General features: G+C 74.3%; 21 protein-coding genes. 18 read left to right on the top strand and 3 right to left on the bottom strand.

What is annotated here, in order from left to right; translation table 11 throughout:
* The first annotated feature begins 67 nt into the window (after positions 1 to 67).
* The 9 genes from ACZ3I3_RS11145 to ACZ3I3_RS11105 are packed head-to-tail and all read left to right on the top strand — an operon-like array spanning position 68 to position 10,685.
* Positions 68 to 1,219 (top strand): glycosyltransferase family 4 protein, encoded by a 1,152-nt coding sequence (locus ACZ3I3_RS11145; protein WP_467364208.1) that lies wholly within the window; start codon positions 68 to 70, stop codon positions 1,217 to 1,219.
* A complete protein-coding gene (locus tag ACZ3I3_RS11140; protein ID WP_467364287.1) occupies positions 1,219 to 1,995 on the top strand; it encodes a class I SAM-dependent methyltransferase in 777 nt (258 codons plus the stop codon). The genes ACZ3I3_RS11145 and ACZ3I3_RS11140 overlap by 1 nt, the downstream gene beginning before the upstream one ends.
* Entirely contained in the window at positions 1,992 to 6,173 is a 4,182-nt protein-coding gene (locus ACZ3I3_RS11135; RefSeq protein WP_467364207.1) for an alpha-(1->3)-arabinofuranosyltransferase, read from the top strand. Before ACZ3I3_RS11140 ends, ACZ3I3_RS11135 begins: the two co-directional genes overlap by 4 nt.
* Positions 6,170 to 7,417, top strand: coding sequence for a condensation protein (locus ACZ3I3_RS11130; RefSeq protein ID WP_467364206.1), 1,248 nt, complete (start codon positions 6,170 to 6,172; stop codon positions 7,415 to 7,417). The genes ACZ3I3_RS11135 and ACZ3I3_RS11130 overlap by 4 nt, the downstream gene beginning before the upstream one ends.
* Entirely contained in the window at positions 7,414 to 8,148 is a 735-nt protein-coding gene (locus tag ACZ3I3_RS11125; protein ID WP_467364205.1) for a class I SAM-dependent methyltransferase, read from the top strand. The genes ACZ3I3_RS11130 and ACZ3I3_RS11125 overlap by 4 nt, the downstream gene beginning before the upstream one ends.
* Before the next feature lie 15 nt (positions 8,149 to 8,163).
* Entirely contained in the window at positions 8,164 to 9,069 is a 906-nt protein-coding gene (locus ACZ3I3_RS11120) for a hypothetical protein (protein ID WP_467364286.1), read from the top strand.
* Positions 9,066 to 9,287: a Trm112 family protein gene (locus ACZ3I3_RS11115; RefSeq protein ID WP_467364204.1), complete on the top strand. Its 222-nt coding sequence runs from the start codon at positions 9,066 to 9,068 to the stop codon at positions 9,285 to 9,287. The genes ACZ3I3_RS11120 and ACZ3I3_RS11115 overlap by 4 nt, the downstream gene beginning before the upstream one ends.
* Positions 9,284 to 10,111 carry an FkbM family methyltransferase gene (locus ACZ3I3_RS11110; protein WP_467364203.1) on the top strand — a complete coding sequence of 276 codons (828 nt, stop codon included), beginning with the start codon at positions 9,284 to 9,286 and terminating at the stop codon, positions 10,109 to 10,111. The genes ACZ3I3_RS11115 and ACZ3I3_RS11110 overlap by 4 nt, the downstream gene beginning before the upstream one ends.
* Positions 10,077 to 10,685 carry a hypothetical protein gene (locus ACZ3I3_RS11105; protein WP_467364202.1) on the top strand — a complete coding sequence of 203 codons (609 nt, stop codon included), beginning with the start codon at positions 10,077 to 10,079 and terminating at the stop codon, positions 10,683 to 10,685. Before ACZ3I3_RS11110 ends, ACZ3I3_RS11105 begins: the two co-directional genes overlap by 35 nt.
* Here ACZ3I3_RS11105 and ACZ3I3_RS11100 read toward each other — a convergent pair.
* Positions 10,666 to 12,069 (bottom strand): MFS transporter, encoded by a 1,404-nt coding sequence (locus ACZ3I3_RS11100; RefSeq protein ID WP_467364201.1) that lies wholly within the window; start codon positions 12,067 to 12,069, stop codon positions 10,666 to 10,668. The genes ACZ3I3_RS11105 and ACZ3I3_RS11100 overlap by 20 nt on opposite strands.
* Positions 12,070 to 12,121: 52 nt before the next feature.
* Positions 12,122 to 12,991 carry an ATP-grasp domain-containing protein gene (locus tag ACZ3I3_RS11095; protein WP_467364200.1) on the bottom strand — a complete coding sequence of 290 codons (870 nt, stop codon included), beginning with the start codon at positions 12,989 to 12,991 and terminating at the stop codon, positions 12,122 to 12,124.
* A gap of 160 nt (positions 12,992 to 13,151) precedes the next feature.
* Between ACZ3I3_RS11095 and ACZ3I3_RS11090 the strand changes: the two genes are divergently transcribed.
* On the top strand, positions 13,152 to 14,222 hold the full coding sequence (locus ACZ3I3_RS11090; protein WP_467364199.1) for a MerR family transcriptional regulator: 1,071 nt from the start codon (positions 13,152 to 13,154) through the stop codon (positions 14,220 to 14,222).
* A gap of 82 nt (positions 14,223 to 14,304) precedes the next feature.
* Positions 14,305 to 14,604, top strand: a complete 300-nt coding sequence (locus ACZ3I3_RS11085) for a hypothetical protein (protein ID WP_467364198.1) — start codon at positions 14,305 to 14,307, stop codon at positions 14,602 to 14,604.
* A gap of 14 nt (positions 14,605 to 14,618) precedes the next feature.
* On the opposite strand, the gene ACZ3I3_RS11080 is transcribed toward ACZ3I3_RS11085, so the two are convergent.
* Positions 14,619 to 15,326, bottom strand: coding sequence for a FadR/GntR family transcriptional regulator (locus ACZ3I3_RS11080; protein ID WP_467364197.1), 708 nt, complete (start codon positions 15,324 to 15,326; stop codon positions 14,619 to 14,621).
* A gap of 196 nt (positions 15,327 to 15,522) precedes the next feature.
* On the opposite strand from ACZ3I3_RS11080, the gene ACZ3I3_RS11075 reads away from it, so the two are divergent.
* From ACZ3I3_RS11075 to ACZ3I3_RS11045, 7 genes are all read left to right on the top strand, one after another.
* Positions 15,523 to 16,914: an SLC13 family permease gene (locus ACZ3I3_RS11075; RefSeq protein ID WP_467364196.1), complete on the top strand. Its 1,392-nt coding sequence runs from the start codon at positions 15,523 to 15,525 to the stop codon at positions 16,912 to 16,914.
* A 58-nt stretch (positions 16,915 to 16,972) separates the two neighbouring features.
* A complete protein-coding gene (locus ACZ3I3_RS11070) occupies positions 16,973 to 18,430 on the top strand; it encodes an acyl-CoA synthetase (RefSeq protein ID WP_467364195.1) in 1,458 nt (485 codons plus the stop codon).
* A 22-nt stretch (positions 18,431 to 18,452) separates the two neighbouring features.
* Complete coding sequence (locus tag ACZ3I3_RS11065) at positions 18,453 to 19,844, top strand: carboxyl transferase domain-containing protein (protein WP_467364194.1); 1,392 nt, start codon at positions 18,453 to 18,455, stop codon at positions 19,842 to 19,844.
* Positions 19,845 to 19,924: 80 nt separating this feature from the next.
* A complete protein-coding gene (locus tag ACZ3I3_RS11060) occupies positions 19,925 to 20,263 on the top strand; it encodes a CU044_2847 family protein (RefSeq protein ID WP_467364193.1) in 339 nt (112 codons plus the stop codon).
* Positions 20,260 to 21,948, top strand: coding sequence for a VMAP-C domain-containing protein (locus ACZ3I3_RS11055; protein WP_467364192.1), 1,689 nt, complete (start codon positions 20,260 to 20,262; stop codon positions 21,946 to 21,948). Before ACZ3I3_RS11060 ends, ACZ3I3_RS11055 begins: the two co-directional genes overlap by 4 nt.
* A gap of 69 nt (positions 21,949 to 22,017) precedes the next feature.
* Entirely contained in the window at positions 22,018 to 23,037 is a 1,020-nt protein-coding gene (locus ACZ3I3_RS11050; protein ID WP_467364191.1) for an AAA family ATPase, read from the top strand.
* Positions 23,027 to 26,272: an SAV_2336 N-terminal domain-related protein gene (locus tag ACZ3I3_RS11045; protein WP_467364190.1), complete on the top strand. Its 3,246-nt coding sequence runs from the start codon at positions 23,027 to 23,029 to the stop codon at positions 26,270 to 26,272. The genes ACZ3I3_RS11050 and ACZ3I3_RS11045 overlap by 11 nt, the downstream gene beginning before the upstream one ends.
* The last annotated feature ends 106 nt before the right edge of the window (positions 26,273 to 26,378 follow it).

Genomic DNA, 26,378 nt, shown 5'->3' with positions numbered 1-26,378 from the left:
GCCACATCTTCCAGAGCCACACCTTCCCCACGCTGAGTTCCGCACCCCGAGACGAGTTGGAGCACCCATGCCCCAGCACGTACCGTCCTCGCTGCACACCGCGTCCCCCAGCGCGGAGCAGCACCTTCCGGCGCTCCCCCCACATCCGCGCCGGATCGTCTTCCTCGCCCATCGCGATCTGGACAACCCGTCCGCCGGCGGTTCCGAGCTGCTGGTCGACAAGCTCGCCGACGGCCTGACCCGGCTCGGCCACCAGGTGACCCTGCTGTGCGGGGGCCCTGCGGCCTTCCGGGACTACCGGGTCGTGTCGGCGGGCGGCCCGTACGGGCACTATCTGCGCGCCCGGTCGGCCTTCGCCCGCCAGGTCGGCGACTGCGACCTGCTGGTCGAGGTGTGCAACGGCATGCCGTACCTGGCGCCGCTGTGGCACTCCGGACCCACGCTGTGCCTGGTCAACCACGTCCACACCGACCTGTGGAAAATGCGCTTCGGCGGGCCGCTGGCGCCGGCCGCCCGGATCGGCCGAAGACTCGAGCACTGGGCCCTGACCGGGGCGCAGCAGCGAAGTCTGCTGGTCGCGGTCTCCTCCTCCACCGCGCACGCGCTGCGCGCGATCGGCGTGGAACGGGACCGGATCCGGGTCGTGCACAACGGCGTCGAGGAGCCGGGGCCGCGGGCCGAGCGCTCCCCCGAGCCGTTGTTCGTCGCCGTCGGCCGCCTCGTCGAGTACAAGCGGATCGATCTGCTGCTGCGGTTGTGGGAGCGGGTACGGCCCGTCACCGGCGGGCGGCTGGTCATCGTCGGGGACGGTCCCGAGCGCGGGAGACTGGAGCAACTCGCCGGGCCCCGTGTGGAGTTCACCGGGTACGTGTCGGAGGCGGAGAAGCATCGGCTGCTGTGTTCGGCCTGGCTGTTGCTGCATCCCTCGGCTGTGGAGGGGTGGGGCCTGGTCGTGACGGAGGCCGCGGCGCGGGAGACACCGGCTGTCGCCTTCGATGTGCCGGGGCTCAAGGACTCCGTGGTGGATGGCGAGACCGGTGTTCTCGCGCGCGGTGAGTCCTCGTTCGCTGCGGCGTGGTGTGCGCTCGGCCTGTCCGGGTCGCGGCGGGAGCTGATGGGCAAGGCGGCCCGGGAGCGGGCGGCGCAGTTCCGTTGGGACCGGACCGTGCGGCAGTTCCGGGCGGTGGCCGCGGAGGCGGTGAGGGGCTGGGCACCGTGATGCGGCCTGCGGTCCGTCGTGGCTGGTCGCGCAGTTCCCCGCGCCCCTATAGACACGACCCTTCCTTTCGAAGATCTCTTGCCCTGTTCCGTGCCTTCCTCCATGAGCAGGACGATCCCGAGAGCTGTTACTCGCTGCTCGCCCGGGACGCCGTCGATCAGGTCGAGGCGTACGACGGGCCCGTTGCCGGGCGTACGGTCCTGGACGTCGGCGGCGGCAGCGGCTACTTCACCGAGGAGTTCCGGCGACGTGGAGCGCACGCGTTCCTCTTCGAACCGGACATGGCCGAACTCGGCGGGAAACCACCGGACTCGTCCGTCGTCGCCGACGGGTACCTCCTGCCCCTCCGGGACGGCGTCGCGGACGTCACGTTCTCCTCCAACGTGCTGGAGCACGTCGCCGACCCGGAGACGTTCCTGAGCGAGCTGGCCCGGGTCACGCGGCCCGGCGGGCTGATCTACGTGTCGTTCACCAACTGGCTGTCGCCGTGGGGCGGGCACGAGTGGGCCCCGTGGCACTACTTCGGTGCCGAGCGGGCCCGGGCCCGCTATCTGCGGCGGACCGGCAGGCCCGCCAAGCACACGCTCGGCGAGAACCTCTTCGCCGTGCACATCGGATCCACCCTGCGGCAGGTGCGTGCCCGGGACGACGTCACGGTCGTCTCGGCGCGCTCCCGCTACTGGCCGTTCCTCGCGGAGGCCGTCGTCAAGGCGCCCGGCATCCGCGAGTTCGCCACCTGGAACCTCCTCCTCATCCTGCGGCGGTGTCCTTCATGACAACCACGGTCCAGGCTCCTCCACCGGCAGCCGTCCCCACCACCGCGACCGCGGCGGGTCCGCCCGAGGGCCCGCGGTCGTGGCGCTGGCTGCTGGGTTTCTGGGCCGTGGCGTTCGTGCTGTTCCTGGCCGTGCGGCCGGGGCGGCAGACCTTCGACACCAAGCTCGGTGTGACCGTCGACCCGGGTCAGTTCCTCGCCGACCTGGGGCAGTTGTGGCACGACCGGGCCGGGTTCGGCGGGATCCAGGACCAGTACGTCGGCTATCTGTGGCCGATGCTGCCCTTCTACTGGCTGTGCGACCTCGTACAACTGCCGGTGTGGCTGGCGGAGCGGCTGTGGATGTCGCTGATCGTGTCCGTCGCCTTCTGGGGTGCGCTGCGGCTGGCCGAGCGGCTGCGGGTGGGCAGTGGCGCGTCCCGGCTGCTGGGTGCCGTGGCGTACGCGCTGTGGCCGGTGTTCACGACCGTCATCGGATCGACGTCGGCCGCCGCGCTGCCCGGCGCGTTCCTGCCGTGGGTGCTGCTGCCGCTGACGAACGAGCGGTACGCCGCCCGCGTCGCGGCCCTGCGGTCGGCGCTGCTCGTGCCGTTCATGGGTGGCGTGAACGCCTCGGCGACGCTGGCGTCCCTGCTGCCGGTCGGGCTGTATCTGCTGTCCCGGCCGCCCGGGCCGAGGCAGCGCAAGCTGATCGCCTGGTGGGCTCCGGCCGTGCTCGTCGTGACGGCCTGGTGGTGGGTGCCGCTGCTGCTGCTCGGGGTCTATGGCGAGAACTTCCTCCCCTATATAGAGACGGCGCAGACGACGACGGACACCATGTCGGCGACCGAGGCGCTGCGCGGCGCCGGGAACTGGGTCGCCTATCTGCACTTCGGTGAGGCGTGGCTGCCCGCGGGGTGGGCCGTGGCCTCGGCGGTCGTCGTGATCGTGTGCTCGGCGCTCGCGGCCGGGCTCGGTCTCGCCGGGCTCGCCCGGCGGGACATGCCCGAGCGGCGGTGGCTCGTGCTGACGGTGCTGGTCGCGGCGCTGGTGCTGCTCGCCGGGTACGGCGGCGCGTTCGGGGCGCCGTTCCACGGGGTCGTGCAGGGCTGGCTGGACGGCTGGCTGTCGCCGTTCCGGAACATCTACAAGTTCCAGACGGGCCTGGCGCTGGCGTTCGTGCTGGGTCTGGCCCATCTGGTGGGGGTGGCCGCCGAGCCGCGCGGGGCCCGCCCGGTGCGCGGCCGGCGCTTCGCCCCGCTGGTCGCGGCGGTGCTGATCCTGCCGGGGCTGCTGTGGCCGTATCTCAACGGCTCGATCCTCAACCCGGGTTCCTTCCAGAAGCTCCCGACCTACTGGCAGGCCACGGCCGACTGGCTGGAGAAGTACTCGCCCGACTCGCGCGCCCTGGTCGTCCCGGCGACCGCGCACGGCGTCTACACCTGGGGCTCGCCCATCGACCAGCCGCTCGACGTGCTCGCCGAGTCGCGGTGGGCGCAGCGCGACTACGTCCCGTTCGGCACGCCCGGCAACCGGCGCGCGATGGACGCCGTCGAGCAGGCGCTGATGTCCGGTGCCGAAGTTCCGGGGCTGGCCGACTACTTGAGCCGGGCGGGCCTGTTCTACGTCGTCGTACGCAATGATCTCGACCCGGACCAGATCGGCTATGTGCCGACCACGACCGTCAAGCGCACCCTTGAGCAGTCGGGGTACGAGCGGGTGACCGGGCTGGGGCCGGTGATGACCGGCGGGCGGCTCGCGCACGACGCCCCGCTCCAGGTCGAGGGGCTGTACCCGCGGCAGCGGGCGGTGGAGATCTACCGGCCGGCCGGGCAGGACGTGATCCGGCCCGGGCAGGCCGGACTCATGCCGGTCTCCGACACGGCCGTCGTGTCCGGCGGCCCCGAGGCGCTGCTCCCGCTGGCGTCGCGGCTGCGCGGCCGGGCGACCGTCCTGACCGGCGACAACCACCCGGGGCTCGGCACCCCGGCGGTGCAGGTGACGGGCGACGGGATGCGACGCGCCGACACCCGGTTCGGCGTGGTCAACGCCGGTACGTCGTACACGTACACACGCGACGAGCGCAACGCGCCCGACGCCCAGCAGGACCCGGGCGAGAAGCCCCGCCAGATCCTGCCGACCGAGGGCACCGACCACCAGACGGTGGCGGAACTGCGCGGCGCCCGCTCGGTGACGGCCTCCTCGTACGGCAACTGGCTGTTCCACCTGCCGCAGTTCGACCCGGTGAACGCCTTCGACGGCAATCCGGACACCGCGTGGACGGAGGGCTCGCCGGACACGCCGGACGGGCAGTGGCTGCGCATCGGCTTCACCGGCTCCTACGACATGCCGTCCTCCTTCAAGGTCACGCCGCTGCCGCAGGAGAGCGTGCGGGCGGCGGCGACGAAGGTGCGGGTGGAGACGGAGAAGGGCGAGCGGACGAGCTTCCTGCGGCCGAACGGTACGGCGCAGCGCGTCAAGGCGCCCGAGGGCGGCACGCGGTGGATGAAGCTGACGATCGTGGACTCGGTGGAGCGCCGGGCCGGGCTCACCGGCGCGGGCTTCTCCGAGATCGACCTGCCGGACGTACAGGTGACGCGGCTGCTGCGGCTCCCGGTGGACGCGGCCGACGCGACCGCGGACGCCACGGTCGTCTCCCTGCACCGGACCTCCGACCCGACCGGCCTCTCCGCGACCGGTACCGAGGCCGGTCTGCACCGCCGCTTCACGACACCGGCCGCCGGGACCTACGAGGTGACGGCGAGCGCGGTGCCGGTGCCGGGCGAGGAACTCGACGAACTGCTGTACGAGGTGGCGCCCGAGCAGCAGTCCCGGATCGTCGCCACCGCCGACTCCACGGCGCGGCTCGGCGCGGGCCTCGCGGCCCGCAACCTCACCGACGGCGACCTGACGACGGCGTGGATCGCGGGCGACCGGCCGACGATCCACCTGCGCTGGGACGGCAAGCAGCCGGTCGGCGAACTGGTCCTGGCCCCGGCGGGCGGCCTGTCCACCCGCGCCTCCCAGGTGCACATCAGCTCCCCGGACGGCGCGACGATCGCCGGCGTCGACGAGAACGGCTGGGTCCGCTTCCCGCAGATCACCACGGACCGGCTCGACATCACGATCACGGAGACGGCCCCGCTGACCCTGCACAACCCGGTCGCCGACGAGGATCTGCGGCTCCCGGTGGGCCTCACGGAGGCGTACATCCCCTCCCTCGACCAGTACCGCACCCCGCAGCCGGACGGCACCCGCAAGTTCTCGCTGCCGTGCGGCAAGGGCCCCGACGTGGCACTGGACGGCGAGCTGTACCAGACGGGCGCGAAGGGCACCGTGCGTGACCTGGTGGAACGGCGGTCCGTCGAGGTGACGCTCTGTCAGCAGGACAGGAAGGACGCGGAGGTTGAGCTGGCCTCGGGCGACCACCGGCTGGAGGGCGGCGACGCCGGCCCGCTCGCGCTGACGGACGTCACGCTGACCCGCGGGACGGTCCCGGAGGCCGCCGCGGCCGGGCGTGAACTGCGGGTGAGGGACTGGCTGGGCGACCGGCGCGAGGTGTCGGTCGGCTCCGGCGCGGCCTCGTACCTGACGACGTACGAGAACTTCAACGACGGCTGGAAGGCCACCCTGAACGGCAAGGAGCTCACCCCGCTGCGGCTGGACGGCTGGCAGCAGGGCTGGCGGATCCCGGCCGGCGCGGGCGGCACGGTCAAGCTGTCCTACGAACCGGCCACCACGTACGACGCCGGGCTGATCGGCAGCGGCGCGGGCATCGCGGTGCTGCTGGGCCTGGCGCTGTGGCGCCGCCGCGCCCCCAACCCCGACGCACCGCAACCGGCCCCGCCGCTGCCCGGCCTGTGGCTCGGCACGGTGGCGCTGACGCTGGTCGGGGCGGTGATCGCGGGCTGGCTGGCACTGCTGGTACCGGCGCTGGCCCTGCTCGCGGCCCGGCGGCACGCACTGCTGGTGCCGATCGCGTTCGTGGCACTGGCGGGGGCGGGCATCGCTGCCGCGTTCGGGGCCGGGGCACCGGTGGGCATGGGCGAGGGAGCGTTCGGCCGTACGGCCCAACTGCTGGCGTTGATCGGCCTGTTCGCGGGCCTGGTGAGTCTGCGCGAAGGGCCCTCGCCCTCCTCGGAGGCACCGACCCAGCAGTTGCCCAGGACGACGGACACGGGGAAGGGCGAGCCCGCATGACGGCACCGGTACGCATCCCGTTCCCGGTGGTGGACGAGGTGTCCCGGCACTGCCTCCAGGAGGAGGAACCGGAGACGGTCCACATCGAGGTCCACCTCCCCGGCCCTGTCGACCAGACCCGCCTGCGCAAGGCGTTCACGGAGGCCCTGCACCGGCATCCGCGCATTCTGATGCGGGAGGCGCGGGGGCCGTGGTACCGGCGGCGGTACGAGTGGGAGCTGACGCCGGAGCCGGATGTAGAAGTGGTGACGTTCGCCCCGCCGGGGCCGCGGGCGCTGCAGGACGCCAGGAACCGGGCCCTGACGGAGGCGCCGCCGCTGTCGATGTCGCCGCCGATACGGCTCGAAGTGGTGGGCTCGGTCCTCTTCCTCACCATCAACCACACCGCCCTCGACGGCCCAGCCTGCCTCCGCATACTCGCCACAGCCGCAGAGCTCTACGGAGGCAATGACAACTCCCCCGCAGCACCCCCAACCCGTACACCCCAACCCCTCCAACAACCCCCGGACACCCCAACCACCTGGTCACCCCCCGCGCGGGTAGCGCCCGGCACCCCCGACCCCTCCCCCGGCAACGGCATGCTGGTGACGGAACTCCCCCTCCCCCACCGCCCCAAAGGCTCCCCCTACACCGTCAACGACCAGCTCATGGTCACCACAGCCCTCACCATCGCCCACTGGAACAGGGAGCACGGCGCCCGGCCCCGCCCCCTGCGCATCACCATGCCCGTGGACGACCGCCCCCGCGACACCACGATGCCCATCGGCAACGGCACCCGCCTGGTGGAAGTCCCCTTCGCTCCGGCCGAGTTGGACCACCCGGACATGTCCGCCCTCCTCCGGCGCACCGCGGAGCGGACCCGCGCCCTGAAGTCCCTGCCCCGCCCCCAACTGGGCCACGGCGCCGCCCTCCTCACCGCCCCCTGGGCCCCGGTCGCCGCCCGCGCCGCCCTCACCCGCACCCTGCGCCGCGCCGCCGCGCCCTGGACGTCGACGACCCTGCTCAGCAACATCGGCCGTATCCCCTACCCCCTGGACTTCGGGGAGGAGACGGGCCGCGCGCACGCCGTCTGGTTCTCCGCACCGGCCCGGATGCCGCGCGGCCTCACCGTGACCACCGCCTCCACCGCCGGCCGCCTCCACCTGGCCCTGCGCTGGTCCCGGGCCCTGCTCAGTCACGGCGACGGCGCCCACCTCCGCGATCTGTTCGAGCACTATCTGCACACCACGGAGGTGACCCCGTGACGAGCGCCCCCGCCCGGCCCTCTCAGTTGCGCGACTTCTACGAGAACCCGGCCGTCCCCGTCGCCTCCGGTACCCCGCGCAGCCTCCGCCAGGCCCGCATGCTCGCCCGGGCGCTCGGCCCGGCGGACCCCAAGCCGCGGACGATCCTCGACATCGGCTGCGGGGACGGCACCGCCGCCGCCACCGCCGCCCCGCTCCTGCCCGGCCACCGCGTCATCGGCGTCGACTGGTCCCAGGACGCCCTGAGGCGCGCCCGCACCCGCATCCCGTACGCGGTCCGGGGCGAACTCACCGGCGGCGGGCTGCCGTTCGCGCCGGAGTCGGCCGACGCCGTGCTGTTCAGCGAGGTGATCGAGCACCTCGTCGACCCGGACGCGGCGCTCGACGAGATCCGCCGGATCCTGCGGCCCGGCGGGCATCTGATGCTGTCCACGCCGAACCTGGCCGCCTGGTACAACCGCGCGTTGCTGCTCGCCGGCGTCCAGCCGGTCTTCTCCGAGGTCAGTCTGCGCGCCATCCACGGTCGCCCGGGCCGGGAGGTCGTAGGACATCTGCGCCTCTACACCGCCCGCGCGCTGCGGGAGTTCGTCGCCGCGTCCGGGTTCACGGTCGTAAGGCTCGAAGGCGCTCCCTTCCACGGCGTACCGCGCCCGCTGCGGCCGCTGGACCGGCTGGCCTGTGCCCGGCCGCAGCTCGCGTCGATCCTGCTGCTGCACGCCCGGAGGACGTAGCCCATGTGGTGGGGAGTGGCCGCGGCCCTGTTGGCGAACACCCTGTACAGCCTGGGCTTCGTGCTGGAGAAACGGGCGCTCACCTCGCTCCCCGAGGTGAGCATCCGGCAGCCGGCCCGGCTGTTGCGCCTGGTTGTCGGCAGCCCCCTGTGGATCGGCGGCTCCCTCGCCCTCGCGGCCGGTTTCGGCGCCCAGCTCGTCGTCTACCGCACCCTCCCGATCGCCGCCGCGCAGGGCATCTTCGTCTCCGGCCTGGTGCTGCTCGTGCTGCTGTCGGCCCGGCTGCTCGGCGAGGAGACGAGCGGCCGGGAGCGGTACGCGCTGGCCGCGATCCTGCTCGCGCTGCTGATGGTGGTGCTGTCGCTGCGCGAGGGCTCGGACACCGTCAGCCAGGAGGCGCCGTACCCGTTGATCCTGCTGGTGTGCGTGCCGTCGCTGGCGGCCGGGCTGTGGCTGTACGGCTCCGCCGAGCGGCGGGCCCGCAACCGGCACCGGCGGCCGACGACCGGCGTCGAGTACGGGGTGGCCGTGGGGCTGCTGTACGGCGTCAGCTCGCTGGCCATCAAGGGCGTGTCGAGCCATCTGACGACCAGCGGGATCGGCGGCGCGGTGCTGGACCTGCTGAGCTCCCCGTATCCGTATCTGCTGCTGTTCACCGGCGTGTTCGGCCTGGTGATGTCGCAGGCGGCGCTCCAGCGCTGCCGGGCCTCGCTGATCGTGCCGGTGTGCACGACCGTGACGTCCCTGTTCACGGCGGTGCTCGGCACGCTGTCGTTCGGCGAGGCCCTGCCGGACGAGCCGCTGCGGCTCGCGCTGCGGGTGGCGGGCACGGCCCTGGCGGTCGCCGTGCTCCTGACCATGCCGAAACACGACCCCGCTCCCCAACCCCCCGCACCAGCCAAGGAGTTGGCATCCCCATGAAGCCCGACGACCCGCTGCTGAAGATTCTGGCGTGCCCGCTCGACAAGGGCCCGCTGCATCTGCTGGCCGAGGAGGCCGGACAGGAGGGGGCGCTGTACAACCCGCGTCTGCGCCGCCGCTATCCGATCGTCGACGGCATTCCGCAGTTGCTGCCGTCCTCGGGCGAGCAGGTGCCGGACGACGAGCACGAGGAACTTCTCCAGAGGATGACCCCATGACCAGCCTGGCCGCCCGGCTCGCTCCCCTCCTGCCCGCCCGCCTGGTGGCCGCGACGGCCCGGGCGCTCTACCCCCGGTTCGAACCGGAGCTGGCCCGGCTCGCCGAGCTGTGTCCGCCGGGCTGCGGCACGGCGGTGGACGTCGGCGGCTGGTACGGGCCCTGGACGCACCGGCTGTCCGGCCTGGCCGAGCACGTGGTGACGATCGAACCGGTGCCCCACCTGGCCCGTCTGCTGACCGCCGCCGCCCCGCCGAACGTGCGGGTGATCCGTGCGGCGGCCTCGGACCGGCCGGGCATCGCCCGCCTGTGGCTGCCGTCGGACGACTCGGGTGACCGGGGCGTGTCGTCGCTGGTCCGGCGCGACATCCACGGCCGGGCGCTGGACGTCCCGTGCGTCACGCTGGACGAGCTGGGGCTGCGCAACGTCGCCTTCATCAAGATCGACGTGGACGGCAACGAGCCGGCGGTCCTGCGCGGGGCGACGGGCCTCCTGGCCCGCGACCGGCCCGCCCTGTTCGTGGAGCTGGAGTCCCGCATCCAGCCGATCGCCCCGGTGGTGACCTACCTGTCCCTGCTCGGCTACGACGGCTGGGTCCTGCCCGGCGACAGCTGGGTGCCGCTGGCGAAGTTCCCCCTGGAGGAACACCAGGCGGACGCCTCCTACGTCGTCTCGCACGGCCTGCTGCGCCGCGTCCTGCCGTACGACGCCCTGCGGGGACCGCGCTACGTCAACTCGGTGCTCTTCCTGCCGGACGGCCGCCGCCCGGGCACCGCGCCGGTGGGCGACGATGGTTCCCATGCCCTCCGGAAAGCGCCCCGCTAGCCCCTTCACACCGCTCGACTTCCAGCTGGTGCTGCTGCGCCGCATGGCCGACCACAACCCGGATCTGGTGGAGGAGGCCCGTCACGAGCTGGGGGTCTCCCTCGCGGACATGCGCGAGGCCAACAAGCGCTGGCAGGCGATGGTCCGCTCCCCGCGCTCCCGCTCGTCCCTCTCCCGCTACCGCTCGGTGCTGGGCGAGCCCGAGTCCCGTACGCCCCGCCGGATCGGCGACCTGGACTGCGAGGCCTGGCTCTGGCCCCTCCCCCTCTGGCCCGACCTGCGCTTCGAGGTGCTGACCGCCCCGAACGGGGCGGTGTGGAACGAGTGGCTGGTCCGCGCCCCGGCCGCCGAGGGGCCCGGGCTGCGCACGCTCGACGATCTCACCCCCTGGTCCTGCACGGTCGACGAGGCGGCCCGCGCCTTCGCCCCGGCCCGTCCCCTGGAGGGCACGGCCCCGACCCGCTGGGGGCTGGCGTTCACCGCGCCGGACGCGCAGGGGGCGCGATGGGAGGCCGTCGCCGAGTTCACCTGGGGGTTGTTGCAGCGGGTCGCTGTCACCGGCCGTCAGGGCTGAGGGGCTCCTGGGACGTGTCCTCGTCGGACCGCCGGGCCTTCGCGGGCACGCGGCGCCAGGCCAGGCCCGCGGCGGCCAGGTACGCGAGCGCGCCGATGAGCATGCTGGTGCGGATCCCGGTGCCGAAGTCGGCGGCGGAGACGAGCAGGCTGCCGCCGAGGGCGACGCCGGTGGCGCTGCCGAGCTGGCGGGTGGTGTTGAACAGGGCGGAGGCCGCCCCCGAGTACGCCTCGGGGGCGGCGCCCATGACGGTGGCGGTCGTGCCGGTGAGGGCGAAGGACGTACCGAATCCCGCGGCCATCATCGGGACCACCAGCAGGGCGTAGGCGGGGTCGGCGCCGGCCGCGGCCCAGCCGGCCAGCCCCAGGGCGGCCAGCAGCATCCCGGAGACCACCAGGGGACGGTCGCCGGTGCGGCGGGTGAGCCGCCCGGACAGGACGGAGGCGAACATGGTCATCGCCACCGCCGGGAACAGCGCGAGACCGGTGCCGAGGGCGCTGTAGCCGCGCTGGTGCTGGAACTCCAGGCTGGCGGTGAACACCATGCCGTAGAAGCCGAAGTTGAACAGCAGGCCGATGCCGGCTCCGCCGCTCAGGGCGGGGGAACGCAGCAGGCCGAGCGGGAGGACCGGGGACCGGGCGAGCCTCTCACGCACCACGAACGCCACGGCGGCCAGTACGGCCAGGCCGGCCCCGGCGAGCACGGCCGGATCGGTCCAGCCCCGCCGCCCGGCCTCGTTGAGCGCCGCGGTCAGCAGCGCCACCGCCGCCACGACCGCGCACTGCGCCGGCCAGTCCAGGGCCCGGCCGGCGCGCCGGGGCGAGCGGGCCACGTGCCGCAGCGTCAGCACCAGGCAGGCCACGCCGACGGGCAGGTTGATGAGGAACACCCAGCGCCAGCCGACCGTGGAGACGAGCAGCCCGCCCAGCAGCGGCCCGGCGGAGGCCGCGATGCCCGCCATGGAACCCCACAGCCCGAAGGCCCGGGAGCGTGCGGCCCGCTCCGGATAGGCCTGCTGGAGCAGGGCCAGGGAACCGGGCACGATCAGCGCCGCGCCGAGCCCCTCCACCAGCCGGGCCGCCACCAGGAAGGGCGCGGTGGGGGCGAGCGCGCACGCGGCGGAGGACACGGTGAACACCGCCACGCCCGAGCAGAACACCCGGCGGTTGCCCAGCCGGTCCCCGAGCGCACCGCCGGTCAGCAGGAACCCGGCGAGGACCAGGGTGTACCCGTCGGTGATCCACTGGACGCCCGTGAGCGAGGCCGACAGCTCCCGCCCGATCACCGGCACCGCGACGTTGATGACCGTCACGTCGAGGATCACCATGAAGTACCCGGCGCACACCGCGAGCAGCGGTGCCCAGGACCGTCGCGCGGAGGGCATGGCCCTACCACTACACCAAAAGCCTCACCGGGGGACGTATGTCCGCGCGTGATCAGCCGGCGGCGGCCAGGACCGCCTCGACCACCCTCGGCACGGACTGCGGGTGCAGCCACAGGAACAGGTTCGGCTCGACCAGCTCCAGTTCCATCACGCACGGCTCCCCGTCCGCCCCGGTGACGAGGTCCACGCGCGCGTACAGCAGCTCCGCCTGCCCGGGGACGGCGGCCAGTGCCCGCTCGGCGACGCCGAGTTCGGCGGCGGTCGGCTCCCAGAGTTCGAGGTCGGGGTGGGCGACCTTGTCGGCGTCGTACGGCGTGCCCGGCGCCAGGACCGCGCCCTTGCGGCTGGCGTGCAGCAGGCGTCCGCCGAAGAACTGCAGGGCCCGCTCGCCGGCGGAGTCGATGCTGCGCATGTACGGCTGCACCATCGCCGTGAAGCCCTCGGCGTGCATCCGCTTCAGCTGCCGTACGGCCGTTTCGTGCTCGTCGTGGGTGTAGCGGGCGGCGAAGCGGGCGCCGGCGCCGGAGGTGGGCTTGACGACGTACTCCTGGTCGTCAGGGAGGTCGGCGGGCTCGCCGGGCGCGATGTACCGGGTGGGGACGACGGGCACGCCGGCGGCCGCCAGATCCCCGAGGTACCGCTTGTCCGTGTTCCACCGCACGACCGCGGGCGGGTTGGCGAGCCGCGTCAGCGTCCCGCACCGCTCCACCCACGCCGCGAACTCCTCCGTCCGCCAGCTGTAGTCCCAGGTCGACCGGATCACGGCGAGGTCGAAGCCGCCCCAGTCGGCGCCGGGGGCGTCCCACGGCACGGCGACGGCCTCGGCACCGGCGTCCCGCAGCGCCCGTACCAGCAGGGGAAGGTCCTGGTCCTTGCTGGGCTCGGGACCGGGGTCGTAGGTGACGAGTGCGATACGGGGCACAGGGCTCCCTCTTCGTGCGATCGGCTGATCGTGCGATCGGGTGATCGACCGGCAGGTTAACAACCGCCGGCGGAACCAGAACAGCCCGCTTGACCTTCACCTTCGGTGAAGCCCCAGCATCGGTGGCGGAACCGGAGGAGGTGGCGAGGTGCACCGGGACATGCTGACGATCGGCGCGTTCGCGAAGGCGTGCCGGCTCTCACCGAAGGCACTGCGCCTGTACGACGAACTGGACCTGCTGCGGCCCGCCCGGGTGGACCCGGACACCGGCTACCGGTACTACGCGGTCGGGCAGCTCGAGCAGGCCCGGCTGGTGGCGTGGCTGCGGCGGCTGGGCATGCCGCTGGCGGAGATCCGCCAGGTGTGCCGGCTGCACGACCGCGACTGCACGGCCGCCGCCCGCGAGATCCGCGCCTACTGGGCGCGTGTCGAGGCGGAGACGGCGGTACGGCGGGACCTCGCCGCGTTCCTGGTCGCTCACCTGACAGAGGACTCACCAGAGTCCCGAAAGGACACCGCCATGCTGGAACTGCGTTACTCCGCCCACTCGGACACCGGTCGCGTCCGCCCCGCCAACCAGGACACCGCGTACGCGGGCACCCGGCTGCTCGCCGTCGCCGACGGCTTCGGACCGGCGGGCGCGCCCGCGAGCAGCGCCGCCGTGGAGGCACTGCGCTTCCTGGACACGGACGAGGTCCCGGCCGGCGGCGTCCTCAACCTCCTGGAGGACGCCGTGCGGGGCGCGGCCCAGGCCGTCCGGGACGTGGCCGACGGCGCCGACGACATCGGCACGACCCTGACCGCCCTGCTGTGGACCGGCTCGCGGCTGGCCCTGGTGCACATCGGCGACTCCCGCGCCTACCTGCTGCGCGACGGCGAACTGTTCCTCATCACCCACGACCACACGGTCGTCCAGTCGATGATCGACGAGGGGCGGCTGACGCCCGAGGAGGCCGTCTCCCACCCCCAGCGGGCCTTCCTCCTCAAGGCCCTGACGGGCGACGGCACGCCGACGATCCCCGACCTCCGCCTGCACGACGCCCTCCCGGGCGACCGCTATCTGCTGTGCTCCGACGGCCTGTCGAGCGTGGTCCCCGAGGACCGGATCCGGGGACTCCTCACCCCGCCCACCGCCCCCGACGAGACGGTCCGGGCCCTGGTCACGGCGGCGAACGAGGCCGGCGGCCCGGACAACGTCAGCTGTGTGGTGGCGGACGTCGTGGCGGCGTGACCCGGACGGCCCAGGACCACGGGCCGTGTCCCGCCCCGGCGGATCTACTGAGCGAGGACACCGATCACAGGAAGGGATTCCCATGGCTGCTGTGCTGTCCTTGCGCTGGGCCGGGGTGACGCCCGAGCAGTACGACGCGATGCTGGCCGAGGTGCGCTGGGAGGAGCAGGTGCCGGACGGGCTCCTGCTGCACGTGGCCTGGTTCGAGGCGGGCGTCCTGCACGTGACCGACGTGTGGAACGCCGAGGCGGACTTCCAGCGCTTCTTCGCCGAGCGTCTCGCCCCGGCCGTGCCGAAGGTCGGTCTCGCCGGCCAGCCCGAGGTCCGGTTCGCGCCGGCACACCGGCGGTTCGTGGCGCCCGGTGCCGCCGGGGCCGCCTGACACCCCGGCCCGCGCTACCCCTCCCCCTCCGGCTCCCAGTCCAGCAACCGCACCTTCGCCACCGTGCGCACGTGGCGCCGCATGGCCGCGGCCGCCTGGCGGGGCTGCTCCGCGGCGATCGCGTCGAGGATGGCCTGGTGCTGGGAGAGGGAGCGGGACGGGCGGCCGGGCTGGCGGAGGGACTCGGTGCGGCTCTCGGCGATCTGCTCGGTGATGGAACGCATGAACTCCGCGAGCAGAGCGCTGTGGGCCGCCGCCGTCACCGCCGCGTGGAACAGCCGGTCGCCCTCCACACCGTGACCGCCCGCCGCGATCTCCTCCGCCATGTGCGCGAGCGCCGAGCGCATCGCGGCCAGGTCCTCCTCCGAGCGCCGCTCCGCGGCCAGTTCGGCGAGCTTCGTCTCCAGCGCCTCCCGAGCCTCCAGGACGTCGGGCAGGCGCCGTCGGCGTTCCACCATCCGCTCGACCGGCTCGGTGTCGAGGCTGTCCCGCACGAGGTACGTACCGCCCCCGTGCCGGGCCTCCACCAGGCCCTGGACCTCCAGCACCACGATCGCCTGCTTCACCGAGGCGCGGCTCACCCCGAGCCGCTGGGCCAGATCCCGCTCGGGCGGCAGCCGGTCGCCGGCGCGCAGACCGCCCTCGGCGACGTACTGCCGCAGCCGCTCCAGCACCTGTTCGTAGAGGCGCTGTTTGGCCATGGGGCGCAGGGCGTCGGTCATGGAGTCCCCCTCTCGCCGGGAGCGTAACACCGGCCCCTTTCGGTGGCCGAGTGGCTGAACCAATTCTTGCGCACCCCCTTGACGGACGCCCGGGCCGCACCCACGCTGTTCAGCCAACGCACCCCAAGTGGTTCAGCCACTCGGCCACTCTTCTGGGTGCTCCCAGCCGCTCCGGGGCCCAACGACGGGAGCCCGTATGTCCCCCGAACTCATCTCGATCCTCGTCCTCGTCGTGGTGTTCGTCATCGCCACCACCCGTTCCGTCAACATGGGCGCGCTCGCCTTCGCCGCCGCCTTCGGGGTCGGCGGGCTCGTCGCCGATCTCGACGCGGACGGCATCTTCGCCGGCTTCCCCGGCGATCTGTTCGTCGTCCTGGTCGGCGTCACGTACCTCTTCGCGATCGCCCGCGCCAACGGCACCACCGACTGGCTGGTGCACGCCGCCGTCCGGCTCGTGCGGGGGCGGGTGGCGCTCATCCCCTGGGTGATGTTCGCGCTGACCGGCGCGCTCACGGCGATCGGCGCGGTCAGCCCGGCCGCGGTGGCGATCGTCGCCCCGATCGCGCTGAGCTTCGCCGCCCGGTACGGGATCAGCCCGCTGCTGATGGGCGCGATGGTGGTCCACGGCGCCCAGGCCGGCGGCTTCTCCCCGATCAGCATCTACGGCTCGATCGTCAACGGCATCGTGGAACGCGAGAAGCTCCCCGGCAACGAGCTGATCCTGTTCCTGTCGTCCCTCGCGGCGAACCTGGTGATCGCGGGGGTGGTGTTCGTGGTGTGCGGCGGCTTGAAGTTGTGGGCCCAAGGGGCGGTGGACGGCGGCGCGGGGGACGGCGGCGGCAGCCCCGCCCCGGCTGCGGGCAGTCCCGCCCCCGCTGCGGGCAGTCGTGCCGCAGGGGCGGCACCCGTCCCACAGAAAGCGGCACCTCGCCCCGCCGAGCTGCGCACCGACCCGGCCCCAGCAACCACGCCGAGCACGGAAACAACGACCCTCACCCCCTCCCGCATAGCCACCCTCACCTCCCTCCTGGCCCTCGTGGTCGCCGTCCTCGTCCTCGACCTGGACGCCGGCCTCACCGCCATCACCCTCGCCGTCATCCTCAGCACGCTGTGGCCCGAAGACAGCCGCAAGGCAACAGGCCAGATCGCCTGGCCGACCGTCCTCCTCATCTGCGGCGTCCTCACCTACATCGGCGTCCTCGACGAGATGGGCACCATCACCTGGGCCGGCGAGGGCGTGGGCAACATCGGCATCCCCCTGCTGGCAGCCGTCCTGCTCTGCTACATCGGCGCACTCGTCTCGGCCTTCGCCTCCTCCGTGGGCATCATGGGCGCCCTGATCCCCCTGGCCGTGCCGTTCCTGGAACGGGGCGAGATCGGCGCGATCGGCATGGTGGCCGCACTGGCCGTGTCGGCGACGGTCGTGGACGTGAGCCCGTTCTCCACGAACGGCGCACTCGTCCTGGCCGCCGCCCCGGACGTCGACCGCGAGCGTTTCTTCCGGCAGCTGATGGTGTACGGAGGGATCGTGGTGGCGGTCGTACCGGCGGCGGCGTGGCTGGTCATGGTCGTGCCCGGCTGGGGATAGACAGCCAGCCACCCTCGCCTACGGACAACCGCAGGCAACAGCTAAGGAGATGTGACGCGTGACCCCCCTCTTCCCGGCCCTGACCGAGGCCCCGGCCGACGCCCCGTCCGACCGCCCCGCCCTCCGTTTCGGCGAGCGTTCCCTGACCTACGCGCAGCTCGCCGCCGCGGCCGGCGCGCTCACGGGCCGCATCGGCGAGGCCACGCGGGTCGCCGTCTGGGCGACCCCCACCATGGAGACCGCCGTCGCCGTCGTCGCCGCCCTGCTGGCGGGCGTCCCCGCCGTACCGCTCAACCCGAAGTCGGGCGAGAAGGAACTCGCGCACATCCTGTCCGACAGCGCGCCCGACCTGGTGCTCACGGCACCCGACGACCAACTCCCCTCCCCCCTGCACGACTTGCCTCGCCTCGACGTCGACGTGCACGGCACCGGCCCGGCCCCCGAGGACCACGCGGACGACGAGGACCCGGCGCTGGTCGTCTACACCTCCGGCACCACCGGCCCGCCCAAGGGTGCCGTCATCCCGCGCCGGGCGATCTCCTCGACCCTGGACGCGCTGGCCGACGCGTGGCAGTGGACGGGCGACGACGTCCTCGTGCACGGACTGCCGCTGTTCCATGTGCACGGCCTGGTCCTGGGCACCCTCGGCCCGCTGCGGCGCGGCGGCTCGGTGCGGCACCTGGGGCGCTTCAGCACGCAGGGCGTCGCCCGGGAGCTGAACGCGGGCGCGACCATGCTGTTCGGCGTGCCGACGATGTACCACCGGATCGCGGAGGCGGTGACCGGCGACCCGGAGCTGGTGAAGGCGCTGACCGGGGCGCGGCTGCTGGTGTCCGGTTCCGCCGCGCTGCCCGTGCACGACCACGGGCGGATCGCGACGGCGACCGGGCGGCGGGTGATCGAGCGGTACGGCATGACGGAGACGCTGATGAACACCAGCGTCCGTGCCGACGGCGAGGCCCGCCCGGGCACGGTCGGGGTGCCGCTGCCGGGCGTGGAGTTGCGGCTGGTCGAGGAGGACGGCTCGGAGGTCACCGCGTACGACGGGGAGACGGTGGGCGAGATCCAGGTGCGCGGGCCGAACCTGTTCACGGAGTATCTGAACCGGCCCGATGCCACCGCCGCCGCCTTCACCGCCGACGGCTGGTTCCGCACCGGCGACATGGCGGTGCGCGACCCCGACGGCTATGTCCGGATCGTCGGCCGCAAGGCCACCGACCTGATCAAGAGCGGCGGTTACAAGATCGGGGCGGGGGAGATCGAGAACGCGCTCCTAGAACACCCGGGGGTGCGGGAGGCCGCCGTCACCGGGGAGCCGGACGCCGACCTGGGCGAGCGGATCGTGGCGTGGATCGTCCCGGCGGATCCCCAGTCGCCGCCGTCACTCGGCGAGTTGGCGGACCATGTGGCGGGGCGGCTCGCCCCGCACAAGCGGCCGCGGGTCGTCCACCACCTCGGCGCCCTGCCCCGCAACGACATGGGGAAGATCATGAAGCGGGCGCTGCCCCATGACTGAGCGCCGCATGACTGAGCGCCCCATGACTGAGCGCCCCGCGACCGAGCGCGTCCCCGCGACCGAGCGCCTCTCCGCGACCGAGCGCCTCTCCGCCCGCGCGATCGCCGACGCCCTCGCCGACGACGCCACCTTCACCGAACTGCCCGCGCCCATAAGGGAGTCGAAGCCCGACGGCCCGCTCGGCTGGCCCGGCTACGACGCCCTGCGCGCCCGTGCCGCCGAGCGCACCGGCGAGCAGGAGTCCGTGGTCTGCGGCACCGCCCGCGTCGGCGGCACCCGGGCCGTGCTGATCGCGTTCGAGTTCGGCTTCCTCGGCGGCTCGCTCGGCGAACGCACCGGCGACCGGCTGGAGGCGGCGTACACCTACGCCCGGGAGCACCGCCTCCCGGTCGTGCCGCTGGTCGCCACGGGCGGCAGCCGGATGCAGGAGGGCATGCTCGCCCTGACCCAGCTCCAGCGCGTGGCCCGGCAGTCGGCGCTCACCCGGGAGGCGGGGCTCGCGCAGCTCGCCGTGGTGCGCGATCCGACCACCGGGGGCGGCTGGGCCACCCTGGGCGCGGGCGCCGACGTGGTGCTCGCCCTGCCCGGGGCCCAGGTCGGCTTCGCCGGCTCCCGGGTGCGGCCGGCGGACGCGGACCCGGCCGCGTACACGGCCGAGGCCCAGGTCGCGGCGGGCGCGGCGGACGCGGTCGTCCGGCCGGAGGAGCTGCGCGAGACGCTGGGCCGGTGGCTGCGGCTGCTGACGTGCCCGTCCGGCACACCGGCCCCGCCGCCCGAACCGCTCGGCGACGACACGGGCCTGCCCGCCACCGGCTGGGACGCCGTCCGGCGCGCCCGCTCCCCCCGGCGCCCGCGCGCCGCCGCCTACCTGGACGCCTACTTCTCCGACCGGGCCGCGATCAGCGGCGACCGCTGCGGCGGCACGGACCCGGACGGCATGCTGTGCGGCTTCGGCACGCACGAGGGCCGTACGGTCGCGTACGCCGCGCAGACCGGAACCGCGACCCGCCCCGCCGGCTACCGCACCGCCGCCCGTCTGATCCGCCTCGCGGACCGGTTGGGCATCCCGGTGCTGACCCTCGTCGACACCCCGGGCGCCGCCAACGACGCGGCGGCGGAGCGGCAGGGCGCGGGCGCCGCGATCGCGGACCTGTTCGGCGCGGTGGCGGGCGCCCGCATCCCGGTGACGACGCTGGTGATCGGCGAGGGCGGCTCCGGCGGCGCGCTGGCGCTGGCCGCGCCCGGCAACACCTGGGCCACCCCGGACAGTTACTTCTCGGTGATCGCGCCGGAGCTCGCGGCGGCCATCCTCAAGCGGCCGCCGCGCGAGGTGGAGGCGACGGCGGACCAGCTCCGCATCCGGCCGCAGGACCTGGTGGAGCTGGGTGTGATCCGCGGGACCGTGGGCCCCTGAGTACCCGGTGGCTGCCCCTCACATCATCAAGTACCGTCCGTCACAATGGGAATGCCCAACGCAAGGACGACGGGGGTGTCATGGACGGGTTGGTCGAGTTCAGAACCGGTGACGGTGCGGTGGTCACGGTCGAGGCGACGGAGGAGCGGTCCGGCTCCCGCCTGGTCTCCAGAGGCGACGGTACGGTCCAGGCGACCCGCACGTTCGAGGGCGCCCTGGACGGGGTCCGGGCCGCCGCCGAGTCCGCGCTGCGGGTGTTCCGCGACGGGTCCCTGAAGCCGGACGGCGTGGAGATCGAGTTCGGGGTCAAACTCTCCGCCGAGACGGGCGCGTTCATCGCCAAGGGCACCGCCGAGGGCCACCTGGTGGTCAGACTGACCTGGTCTCCGGCCGGCCCGGAGGCAAGCCCCGCCTCATGAACAGCGCCGAGTGGCACGCCCGGATCGAGTTACGGGGGCGGGTGGCCGGAGCCGGCTTCCTCGTCGCGCCCGGCACGGTGCTGACGTGCGCCCATGTCGTGGGGGACGGCGAGGGCCTGACCGTGACCTTCACGGAGCGGCCCGGCTCCCCGCCCGTGTCCGCCCGGGTGGTCGCCCACGGCGGCTGGGCCGGATCCAGCACGGACCCCGGGGACCTCGCCGTGCTGGCACTCGACCAGGAGGTGCCCGTCGCCCCGGCCGCGCTGGCCCCGGTCGACGCCGCGCACGGCACAGCACCGCGCAAGCTCGTCGTCTACGGCTTCCCGGCCGGTTTCGACGAGGGCACCCTCGCCGAATACCGCGTCACCGCACCCCAGTTGATCAAACGGGAGTGGCTCCAGCTGGAGGCCTGGCACCCGGGCGGCCAGCCCCTGGCCCCCGGCTTCAGCGGGGCCGCCGTCACCCTGGCCGACACCGGCGAGGTCGTCGGCATGGTCACGGCGGCGGCCGGCACCCGGGACGTGCGCACCGGCCGGATGATGCCCACCCAGGTCATGGCCCGCTACTGGCCCGCGCTCCAGAGCCTGGTCCCCACCTCGGACCACACCAGCGCCGACCGGGCCCGGCTGCGTGCCCTGGTCGAGAAGGCGGCCCGCGCGGGCGTGGACTGCGACCCGGTCCGGCTCTACACCGCGGCGGCCGACCCGTTCGACCCGCCGCCTCCCGAGGACGGGTTCGACTCGCTGTGGTCGGCGGCCCTGTTCGTGCTGTGCGAACTCGACGGCCCGGGCGCCGCGCGCACGGTGACCCGGTTCGCCGACCGGCTCGAGGCCCTGCTGCACACCCCGGCCGCTGAGCCGTCGGCACCCGACTGGTCGCCCATCCTGGTCGAACTCGGACACAGCGGCGCGGGCGACGACCTGGTCCGGGTCGAGGTGTCCGCGTACAGCGAGGGGCGGCGGCACCCGGTGGACTCCGGCACGGTCGAGCAGCACCGGCTGCGCGCCTACGTGCAGGACCGTATCGAGGCGGCCTTCCGGTATCTGACGCCCGGCGCCGACGAGTTGGTCGCCTTCGCGCTGCCCCGGGACTGGCTGGACTGGCCCGTCGACCGCTGGGAGAGCGCCCCCGACGACACCACGCCGCTCGGCTGCGTCTACCCGCTGGTCGTCACCGACCACGCCCGGCGCAAGGCCAGCACCCGGCATGTCCTGACCCGGGCCTGGAAGCGTCTGGACTCCTTGCCGGGCGCGCGGATGCACCGCGTGGAGTGCGGCGGCCCGGAGGAGCCCGGGCGGCTGCGGCTGCGGCTGCGGCAGCCCGGCGCCTGCCTCGCCGGGTTCGGCACGGCCCCGGCCGCCTCCCGCACCCGGCCGCACTTCGACACCTCGCTCACGGCGCCGGCCCCGGTGATCGTGTGGTCGCGCGACGGCTGCGGCTCGGGGCAGGAGGACTGCTCCGGGGCGGACGGCTGCACCGGCAAGGCCTTCCTCGACGCGCTCGACGCCTGCCTGAAGGCCGTACCGCCCGCCGAACTGCCCCGGCGGATCCTCGCGCTGCGCGAGGAGGCCGACGCCGAGGAGGACCACTGGGCCCACGGCATCCAGCTGCTGTGGGACGACCCGCGCGTCTTCGCCGACCCGCACGCCGTCGCCGCCGCCCACGCCCGGACCCCGGTGGCCTGACCACCGCGGGCCCGGCCCGGCGCACCCGAGAAACACCAGCTCGACAACGGAGAGCGGAGTACATCCCCCATGCCGCACTGGTCCGTCTACACCGGCGAGAACGAGCCGCACGACGGCATCGACGACCTCCCCGCACCACCGCCCTGGCGTGCCTTCGACGGCGGGCCCGCCCTGCCGCCGCCCCTGGACAGCGACGACGCGACGGCCGTCTCCCCCGACCGCGTGCACCGGGCGAAGTCGTACGTGGCGACCCCGGAGACCGTCCGGCTCGTCAACGCCGCGCTGTGCCTGCGCCGCCCCCTGCTCGTCACGGGCCCGCCCGGCACCGGCAAGTCCTCCCTCGCGTACGCGGTGGCGCGCGAGCTGCGTCTCGGCCCGGTCCTGCGCTGGAACATCACCAGCCGCAGCACCCTCGCCGACGGCCTCTACCAGTACGACCCGCTGTCCCGGCTGTACGCGGCCCGGGAGCGGCGGGACGGCCCCGGCCACGCGGCCGGCGACGTCGAGGACCATCTGCGCCTCGGCCCGCTCGGCACGGCCCTGCTCCCCTACGACCGTCCCCGCGCCCTGCTCGTCGACGAGATCGACAAGAGCGACCTGGACCTGCCGAACGACCTGCTGAACGTCCTGGAGGAGGGGCAGTACGAGATCCCGGAACTGGTCCGGGCCGCCCGCCACTCCGGCGACGGGGCGGCCGAGGTCCTCGCGGACGGCACGGACACGCCGGTCACCGTCCACCGCGGCCGGGTCCGCTGCCGCGCCTTCCCGTTCGTCGTGCTGACCAGCAACGGCGAACGCGAGTTCCCGCCCGCGTTCCTGCGCCGCTGCGTCCGGCTGAAGCTGCGCCGCCCCGACCGGGACCAGCTCACCGACATCGTCCGCGCCCACCTGGACACCCCGGACGGTCACGCGGACCGTCTGATCACCCGCTTCCTGGAGCGGGCGGGCGGCGGCGAACTCGCCACCGACCAGCTGCTGAACGCCCTCTACCTCACGGGGGTCGCGGGTCTGGACGCCGAGTCCCGAGACGACCTCGCCGAGCAGCTGATGCCGTACCTCAGCGCGACGGCCGACGGCGATGGTTTCTGACCACGGCCCCGGGCCGTCCCCGGTCGCCCGGCTGGCCGCGGCCCTGTCCGCGGCCGGCGCGTCGCCGACCCCGCGCGAACTGGCCGAACTGCTGTGGATGGCCGCCCAGTTGGACCGGGACCGGCAGGAGGAGGAGCCTGCGGCGGAGCCCGGCGACGGCTCCTCCCCGTCCGCACACGGGGAAAGCACCCCCGCGGAGGAGGAAACCCCCGCCCTCGTACCCCCGCAAGCGGAGCCGGAGCCGGAGCCCAAGCCGCAACCGGAGCCGGAGCCGGGGCCGGTCCACCGCACCCCCGACCGCGTCCCGCTGACCCTGCCCGCCCCGCGCTCCCCGCACGACCGGCACGACTCCCCCGGCGGCGGTTCCCCCCTCCTGGCCCCCGCGCCCCCGATGCTGCCCCACCCCCTCGCACTGCAGCGCTCCCTGCGCCCGCTGCAGCGCAAGGTGCCCTCCCCGCACGCCCGGGTGCTGGACGAACGGGCGACGGCCGACCGCATCGCCCGGCTCGGCGCCCACCCCGACGTGTGGTTCCCGGTCCTGCGCCCGGCCCCCGACCGCTGGCTGCGCCTGAACCTCGTGCACGACACCGGCCCCACCATGCCGGTCTGGCGCCCCCTGGTGGGCGAACTGCACACCGCCGTCGCCCAGTCGGGCATCTTCCGTATGGTCACGCTGCACCCGGCGACCCCGGACGGCCGGGCCCGCCACGTCCCCGTCCCCGCCGACGGCCGCACCGTCACCCTCGTCGTCAGCGACTGCATGGGCCCGCAGTGGCGTCCGGGCGAGGCGGGCGAGCGCTGGTACCGCACCCTGCGCCACTGGGCCCGGCACATGCCGCTCGCCGTGGTCCAGCCCCTCCCCGAACACCTCTGGCCCACCACCGCGCTCCCCGCCGAGCCGGGCCTGCTCACCTCCCCCTCCACAGCGGCTCCTTCGGCGGCCCTCGCCTTCACCCCCTACGAACCCGCGCCGGCCCCGGACCAGGCCTTCCCCCTCCCGGTCCTGGAACCGGGCGCCCCCTGGCTCGCCCACTGGGCCGCCCTGGTCGCCGGCCCGGGCGGCGCCCGCACCCCGGGCGCGGCGGCCTGGCTGCCGCCCTCCCCGGACCCGCCCGCCGAACCGACCCCCGACATCGCCTCGTCGACCCCGGAGGAACTGGTCCTGCGCTTTCGCGCGACCGCGTCCCCGGAGGCCTTCCGCCTCGCGGGGCACCTCGCCCTGGCGGTCCCCTCGGTGCCCGTGATGCGTCTGGTCCAGCGCACCGTGGACCGCGACCCGCGCCCCCAGCACCTGGCCGAGGTGATCCTCAGCGGCATGCTCACCTCCGTCCCCGGCCCGCCCGGCTCCTACGAGTTCCGGCCCGGCGTACGGGAGTTGCTGCTGCGCTCCCTCCCCCGCACGACCCGGGGCCGCACCCGCGAGTTCCTCGAACGGATCGGAGGGCTGATCGACGAACGGGCGGGACGCGCGGCCGGCGAGTTCCGCGCCCGGACGACCGGCGAACGCGACGGCTCCAGCGCTGCGTTCGCCACGGTGAGCGAGGAGACGGTACGCCGGCTGGGCCACCGCGACCGCCCCACGATCCTCTTCGAGGCCGACGACCTCTCCGGCCACCCCGAGGCCCGGATCACCCTCGAGTTCGCGGTGCACGAGATGCTCTCCCGCGGCGCCCTCACCCCGTCCCAGTTCGACGTCCGGGTCCGCGGCAACGGCTACGTCGTCCACACCGAACCGGGCACCTATGTGCTCCCCGTGCTGGTCGCGGTCCTGCGCGGGCTGCCCGAGGTGCTCACCGGGCTGGCGGACCCGCCGCGTCTGACCGTGACGTTCTGGGACCGGCCCACCCCGCCGCCGGAGGCACCGCACACGCCCGCCGGCATCCAGGTGGTCGTCTCCCCGGACGTGTACGGGCAGTTCGCCGGCAGTTCGGCGGCGCAGGGGCCGCGGCGCTTCCAGCCCCTCTACCGGAGCGCCGCCCCGGACACCCCGTTCGTCGCCTGGCACTGCCCGCTGTCCCCGGCCACGGCCGCCGCCGAACCCGAGTCCCGCGACCTGGTGCGGGGCCCCTTCATCACGCACGACCTGCACCGGCTCGGGGTACCGGCCGCGGGCCGCACGGCCGTCGTCCACACCCAGCCCGACGGCCCGCTCACCCTCCTCGACCGCGCCCAGCCGCACGGCGACGGGTCGCCGCTGCTCGCGACGTACTACGCGGTGGACCTCACGACCCACCAGTCCCAGCACCGGGTCTCCCTGCCCAGCTCCGGCAAGGGCGCCTTCACCGCCGCGGTCGAGCTGTCCTGGCGGGTGGCCGACCCGGTCGCCTTCGTGCGCGCCGAGGTCACCCGGGTGTCCGCATCGCTGCTCGGCCATCTGCGGGAGGAGGCGGCCCGGATCACCCGCCGCCATCCGCTGCGCCGGGCGGGCGCGGCCCAGCGGGCGGTCGACGCCGGGCTGCGCGGGTGGCCGGTGCCGGGCCTGTCGGTCGCGGCGTCGGTGCGGCTGGCCGCGGAGGGCGCGCCCCTGCCCGGACCGCAGGGCCCGGTGCCTTCCGAGCGGCCGCTGCCCGCTCTCCTCGGCGAGGCCGAGTCCGTGCTGCTCGGCTTCGACGGCCCCATGGCCCGGCTGTTCTCGGCGGCCGCCGCCCGCGAGGCCACGCTCGACCTGCTCGCCCTGGTCGCCGAGCACCGCGACTCCGGGGACACCCCGCCCGCAGCGGTGCTGGACACGTTCACGCATCCGCTGGACGTGCTGCGGGCCTTCGCGCGGGACCGGCTCGGCCCGCTCCTGCGCGACCGCCTCGACGCGCTCGAACTGCGTGCGGTCCCCGACGCGCCCACGACCCACAACTCCGTGCCGCTGGTCCGGGCCCTGCACCACTCCGGCCGCCGCGTCCACGTGGTCACGGACGCCGGCGCCCCGGCCGTACACCGCTACCTCGACCCGTACGGCCTCCCCCTGGCCGGCATCCACGCCCGCGGCGAGGACCTCACCCGGCTGACCCCGCACCCCGACTGCCTCCTGCGCGCGATGGACTCCGGCGGCGCCGCGACCGGCGTACTGATCGGCTCCACGGTCGCCGAACTCACCGCCGCCCAGCAGGCCGGAGTGCGCTTCGTCGGCCTCGCCCGCAACACCACCGCCGCCCGGCAGCTCGACGAGGCGGGCTGCGAAACCACCGTCACCTCCCTGGCACCGCTCCTGGAGGCCGCGCGCTCCCTCGCGGGCCGGTGAGGCCGAACCGCCCGTTCGGCGGCGCCCCGCCCGGCCCCCTCCGAAAGGCGGCCCCGTCCCCTCCCGCGCACGATGCGAGGGAGGCCCGCCGCCCGGCGGCCCCACG

This window comes from Streptomyces sp. NPDC016851, from assembly GCF_055562795.1.
This window is presented reverse-complemented; position numbering and strand designations above follow the sequence as displayed.